The following is a 6,841-nucleotide window of genomic DNA, read 5'->3' as shown; positions in this document are numbered from 1 at the left end:
CTTACAGGAACAATCCCGGCTGGTGCTACAAACCAAGATTTGTGTTTTAGTGACATCCCGGCTGGCCCTTCTGAAGCAGATATCGCTGCACAATACACAGATAACTGTGGTGGTGCTATTACAGTAGTTAAAACAGGAACACCTTCTGGTGATGACTGTTCATGGACTGTAACTTATAACTATACCATTAAAGATAAGTGTAATAACTTCGCTACTACGGTTGATATTACTTATAGCGGTGGTGATAAAACTAATCCTATTATAGACAACACAAATATCGCAAACATCGAAATTGAATGTGGTATTTCAGATCCCAATGCATTAGAAGATTGGTTAATGGCCAATGCCGGTGCCACGGCTACAGATAACTGTGGATTAGTAACCTGGTCTAATGATTATGGTCAAGACAACACAGTAAAATGTGATGATGGTGCCATAACTGTGACATTTACTGCTGAAGATGCTTGTGGAAATAAAAGTACAACAACAGCAACTTATTTAATAAAAGATACAGAAAAACCAATAATTCAAACCCCAGCTGCTGATCAAACAGTAGAATGTGATGGTGCTGGCAACGTTCAAGAATTTAATACATGGTTAAATTCTAACGCAGGTGCAATTGCTTATGATGAATGTTCTGCTATTGCGTGGTCAAACAATTATGTCGAATTAAATGATAGTTGTGGTTTTACAGGAAGTGTAATTGTAGTATTTACTGCTACTGATGCTTGTGGTAATTTTATTACTACAAGTGCACAATTTGAAATTAAAGATAATATCAAACCAACATTTACAGTGCCTGCATCTATAGAAATATTTACAGATGCTGATTGTAACTACGATGCTAGTCCTTCAATTACCGGTGATGTAACTGACGAAGGAGATATTTGTTCTACAGATATTCAAGCTACTTATCAAGACGTAGTAACTCCTGGAGCATGTGAAGGTAGTTTTGTGATAACAAGAACTTGGTCACTGTCAGATGAATGTGGAAACAACGCCACCAATCAAGTACAAACCATTACGGTTACTGATAACACAGCACCAACATTTACAGCTCCTGCATCTATTGAAATATTCACTGATGCCGATTGTAACTATGATGCTTCTATTGCCATGACTGGTGATGTGACTGATGAAAATGATAACTGTTCTACAGGTATTCAAGCAACATATCAAGATGAAGTAACGCCTGGAGCATGTGAAGGTAGTTTTGTAATCACTAGAACATGGTCATTAGTTGACAACTGTAATAACGCGGCTCAAGATCAAGTACAAACCATTACGGTTACTGATAACACAGCGCCAACATTTACAGCGCCTGCATCTATTGAAATATTCACTGATGCCGATTGTAACTATGATTCTTCTATTGCTATCACTGGTGATGTGACTGATGAAAATGATAACTGTTCTACAGGTATTCAAGCAACATATCAAGATGAAGTAACGCCTGGAGCATGTGAAGGTAGTTTTGTAATTACTAGAACATGGTCATTAGTTGACAACTGTAATAACGCGGCTCAAGATCAAGTACAAACCATTACGGTTANACAGCTCCTGCATCTATTGAAATATTCACTGATGCCGATTGTAACTATGATGCTTCTATTGCTATCACTGGTGATGTGACTGATGAAAATGATAACTGTTCTACTGGTATTCAAGCAACATATCAAGACGAAGTAACGCCTGGAGCATGTGAAGGTAGTTTTGTAATTACTAGAACATGGTCATTAGTTGACAACTGTAATAACGCGGCTGAAGATCAAGTACAAATTATTACAGTATCTGATAACACGGCACCAACATTTACAGCTCCTGCATCTATTGAAATATTCACTGATGCCGATTGTAACTATGATGCTTCTATTGCTATCACTGGTGATGTGACTGATGAAAATGATAACTGTTCTACTGGTATTCAAGCAACATATCAAGATGAAGTAACTCCTGGAGCATGTGAAGGTAGTTTTGTAATTACTAGAACATGGTCATTAGTTGACAACTGTAATAACGCGGCTGCAGATCAAGTACAAACCATTACGGTTACTGATAACACAGCGCCAACATTTACAGCGCCTGCTTCTATTGAAATATTCACTGATGCCGATTGTAACTATGATGCTTCTATTGCTATCACTGGTGATGTGACTGATGAAAATGATAACTGTTCTACAGGTATTCAAGCTACTTATCAAGACGAAGTAACGCCTGGAGCATGTGAAGGTAGTTTTGTAATCACTAGAACATGGTCATTAGTTGACAACTGTAATAACGCGGCTCAAGATCAAGTACAAACCATTACGGTTACTGATAACACAGCACCAACATTTACAGCGCCTGCTTCTATTGAAATATTCACTGATGCCGATTGTAACTATGATGCTTCTATTGCCATGACTGGTGATGTGACTGATGAAAATGATAACTGTTCTACAGGTATTCAAGCTACTTATCAAGACGAAGTAACGCCTGGAGCATGTGAAGGTAGTTTTGTAATTACTAGAACATGGTCATTAGTTGACAACTGTAATAACGCGGCTCAAGATCAAGTACAAACCATTACGGTTACTGATAACACAGCGCCAACATTTACAGCCCCTGCTTCTATTGAAATATTTACCGCTGCTGATTGTGGCTATGATATTTCAGTTGGAAGTACTGGAGATGTGACGGATGAAAATGATAATTGTTCTACAGGTATTCAAGCTACTTATCAAGATGAAGTAACGCCTGGAGCATGTGAAGGTAGTTTTGTAATCACTAGAACATGGTCATTAGTCGACAACTGTAATAATACGGCTGCAGATCAAGTACAAATTATTACAGTATCTGATAACACAGCGCCTACATTTACGGCACCTGTATCTATTGAAATATTTACCGATGCTGATTGTAACTATGATATTTCAGTTGGAAGTACTGGAGATGTGACGGATGAAAATGATAACTGTTCTACAGGTATTCAAGCTACTTATGTAGATAGTGAACCTACACCTGGAACATGTGAAGGTAGTTTTGTAATCACTAGAACATGGTCATTAGTTGATAACTGTAATAATGCGGCTGAAGATCAAGTACAAACCATTACAATAACTGACAATACCGCACCCGAATTAGTGACAGAATTAAATAGAAATATTTCAGTAACTTGTGATAACATTCCTGAAGTACCGCAATTAAATTTCCAAGACAATTGTTCTGCAGAAGTAACAGTTGCATTTAATGAGTCATCAACGAATTCTGGAAATGCTTCTAACTATGTCATAACAAGAAATTGGACGGTGACTGATGGATGTAACAATGAGGCTACAATTACACAAAGTATAAACGTAACTGTTTCAGATGTTACAGCAAATGATGCAGCATTATGTATTACTGAAGATTTCGATTTAGATTTATTTACACTTTTAAATGGAGTTAATGATACTAGCGGCACTTGGACTGTAGTTGAAGGAAATGCTACAATTAATGGTAGTTTATTCAATCCAACAACATTACTTGATGGAAATGGTAGTTATACAGATAGTCAATTAGGAGTGTATACTTTTAGATACGAAAGTTCTCAAAATTCAACCTGTCCTACTGAAGTAGAAGTTTCAATTACCATCAATGATGAATGTGTTGTACTTCCATGTGGTGCAGAGGATGTCATAATTTCTAAAGCCGTAACGCCTAACGGAGATAATATTAATGATTTCTTTGGTGTTACTGGTGTTGAATCATGCGGATTTGTTATAGAATTGCAAATCTTTAACCGTTGGGGAGCTAAAATCTATGAGAACTTCAACTACCAAAATGACTGGTATGGTACATCGTCTAAATCTTCTTTTGGAAATTCAAACACAGTACCAACCGGAACATATTATTACATAATAAACTTAAAAAATAGTGGATTAAAACCTTTTGCAGGGCCAATCTACGTAGGAACCAAATAAATTTTAACCTATGAAGTTAATAAAGTTTAACATAATCGCTTTTATACTGTTCAGTTGCTGGACAGGAGTTGCTCAGCAACTCCCACAGTTTACGCAGTATATGTTTAATACCGTTTCTATTAACCCAGCATATGCGGGAAGTAGAGAAACATTGAGTATTGTTGGTTTGCACAGAAGTCAATGGGTTGGACTTGAAGGAGCACCTACCACACAAACGCTGTCTATACATACTCCAATGCGAAATGAAAAGGTAGGTTTAGGATTAACATTCATTAATGATGAATTAGGCTATCAAAATTTTTCATATCTGTATGGAGACTTTAGCTATACTATACAAACTGGAGCTAACACTAAATTAGCATTTGGTATAAAAGCTGGCTTTACAAGTTATAGTCTTGACCCTGAATTTCGGCAGTCCCAATCTAACGACCCTGTAATCTATGGTTATCAAGATCGTTGGAAACCTAACATTGGTGCTGGTATATACTGGCATAGTGAACGATGGTATTTAGGTTTATCTTCACCTCGAATCTTAAATACAGATTATGTTGGAGATGATGACTTTGAAGCACTTGAACGCCAAAGTTATTACCTTACTGGTGGATATGTGTTTGATTTAGGAGAAAATGTTAAATTTAAACCAGCTGCCTTATTGAAGGCTACTAACGGTGCTCCATTATCATTTGATGTTACGGCAAACTTCCTATTTAATGAAGTGTTCTGGATTGGAGCTGGATATAGAGTGGATGAAAGAGCTGGAGCTCTAGGTGGTATTGCAGATTTCCAAATCTCTAAACAATTACGTATAGGCTATGCTTACGAATATCCATTTTCTGATTTAAGACCCTATACTAGTGGTACTCATGAAGTACTCTTAATGTTCGAGTTATTTAATGTTAAACGTGTTAAATCGCCAAGATACTTCTAAAAAAATTACATTATGAAAGCAAAAATAACCCTATTAATTATTGCTCTTGGTACTACTTTTATGTTTGCTCAAAAGCAGGAAGTAAAATTAGCAGATAAGTTCTTTAAGGATTTCGCTTATTTAAAAGCTTCAGAATTTTATAAGAACGCTGTTAAATTAGGTGATAGTAGCAAACACGTCTTAACAAGACTTGGTGATTGTTATTATAATAATTCAAATGCTGATAAATCAGCTACCTGGTATGCTGAAGCCATAAAACACCATGAATCTGATTTAGAGCCAGAGTACATCTATAAATATTCACAGGCCTTAAGAAGTCAGGGAAATTATGAAGAAGCCATTGTTTGGTTAGAAAAGTATAGAGCTTTGAATCCTGATGACAATAGAATTGCCGGTTTGGATTATGATAATTTAGCTTTATATGAAAAATTAGCCAATGACGACAAAGTCTATGTAACAGTTGAAGGACTAGAGATTAACTCAAAATATTCAGATTTTGGAGCTTATGAAAAAGATGGCAAACTCTATTTTTCGTCTTCAAGAAACACCAAAAGCAAAGTGTATGACTGGAATGGTGAACCCTTTTTGGATCTGTATGAATCACCTATTACAGAAAAAGATGGAAAAAACACGTTTGGAAAAGTAAAAACCATTGATGCTTCTGGTATCAATTCAGATTATCACGAAGCTAATATTGCCATTACCAAGGACGGTAAAACTATTTATTTTACTAGAGATAACGTTAGTAAACGAAATCAATTAAAAACAGATCGTCAAGGTACAGCCCATTTAAAAATTTATAAGGCGACTCTAAAAGATAGCACTTGGAAAGATATTGTTGAGTTACCATTTAACGGTAAATTGTTTTCAACTGGGCACCCAGCCTTAAGTCCAGATGACAAAACTTTGTACTTTGTTTCTGATCGTGAAGGAGGGTTTGGAAATACTGATATTTACGGTGTTGAAATTATCGATGCTGATAATAATGAATATGGTATTCCCGTGAATCTTGGACCAACTATCAATACTACAGGTAGAGAAATGTTTCCATTCGTAGCAAAAGATAGCGTGTTCTACTTTTCATCTGATAGTAATATCAATTTAGGGTTTCTGGATATCTTCAAATCCAATATCTTGAAAGATGCCGAAGCCCAAACTGAAAATTTAGGGGCACCATTTAATTCCGGTTATGACGATTTTGGTTTCTTTGTGAATTCTGATACCGAAATTGGATATTTCTCCTCCAATCGCCCTGGTGGTGCCGGTAGTGACGATTTATACCAGTTTATTGGTTGCTCGCAAATGGTTAGAGGCGTAGTTAGAGATAGTATATCAAAAGAACCTATTGCAATGGCAACGGTTAAATTGATAAATAAAAATGGTAAAGTTATAGATACGCTAAGCACAAACACTAAAGGCGAATATTCTTTTAAAATAAAATGTGCTACTCCGTACACTATTTTAGCAGAAAAGCCAGATTTCAAAAACAATCATCAAGATATAATTTCAGGAGATGAAAATGGAGATCAGAACATGCTCGATATAGAATTAGTACCATTGATTAGAGATAATCAAATCGTAATCAACCCTATTTTCTTTGATTTTGATAAATGGAATATTAGGACTGATGCCCAATATGAATTGGAAAATATTGTAGATGTGATGCGTGCTCACCCAAATATGGTGATTAAGATTGAATCTCATACCGATAGTAGAGGTAGCGACCGCTATAATATGAAATTATCTGATCGTAGAGCAAAATCTACACAAGAGTATTTATTATCACGTGGCATTGCTCCAGAACGTATTGAAAGCGCAATTGGTTATGGTGAGACTCAATTATTAAATGAGTGTGCCAACGGTGTGAAATGTACAGAAGAAGAGCATCAATTAAATAGACGTTCCTATTTTTATATATTGAAGGATTAGACTATACTTCATAAGATTTAAAAAAGGCAGACCATTTTGGTCT

3 protein-coding genes are annotated in these 6,841 nt (G+C 36.0%); all 3 read left to right on the top strand.

Translation table 11 applies throughout. The annotated features are described in order from the left end of the window. Window positions 1-1,628 precede the first annotated feature (1,628 nt). The 3 genes from ACFO5O_RS06075 to ACFO5O_RS06065 are packed head-to-tail and all read left to right on the top strand — an operon-like array spanning window position 1,629 to window position 6,798. Window positions 1,629-3,941, top strand: coding sequence for a gliding motility-associated C-terminal domain-containing protein (locus ACFO5O_RS06075; RefSeq protein WP_387961899.1), 2,313 nt, complete (start codon window positions 1,629-1,631; stop codon window positions 3,939-3,941). Between the two features lie 10 nt (window positions 3,942-3,951). Further along, entirely contained in the window at window positions 3,952-4,869 is a 918-nt protein-coding gene (locus ACFO5O_RS06070) for a PorP/SprF family type IX secretion system membrane protein (RefSeq protein ID WP_387961897.1), read from the top strand. A 12-nt stretch (window positions 4,870-4,881) separates the two neighbouring features. Next, window positions 4,882-6,798 (top strand): OmpA family protein, encoded by a 1,917-nt coding sequence (locus ACFO5O_RS06065; RefSeq protein ID WP_387961895.1) that lies wholly within the window; start codon window positions 4,882-4,884, stop codon window positions 6,796-6,798. Window positions 6,799-6,841: the final 43 nt, after the last annotated feature.

Source organism: Geojedonia litorea (genome assembly GCF_042654525.1).
In the GTDB taxonomy this organism is placed as follows: domain Bacteria; phylum Bacteroidota; class Bacteroidia; order Flavobacteriales; family Flavobacteriaceae; genus Geojedonia; species Geojedonia litorea.
This window is presented reverse-complemented; position numbering and strand designations above follow the sequence as displayed.

Coding starts and splice junctions, on each gene's coding strand:
- ACFO5O_RS06070 (WP_387961897.1), top strand. CDS start 3,952: ATGAAGTTAATAAAGTTTAACATAATCGCTTTTATACTGTTCAGTTGC.
- ACFO5O_RS06065 (WP_387961895.1), top strand. CDS start 4,882: ATGAAAGCAAAAATAACCCTATTAATTATTGCTCTTGGTACTACTTTT.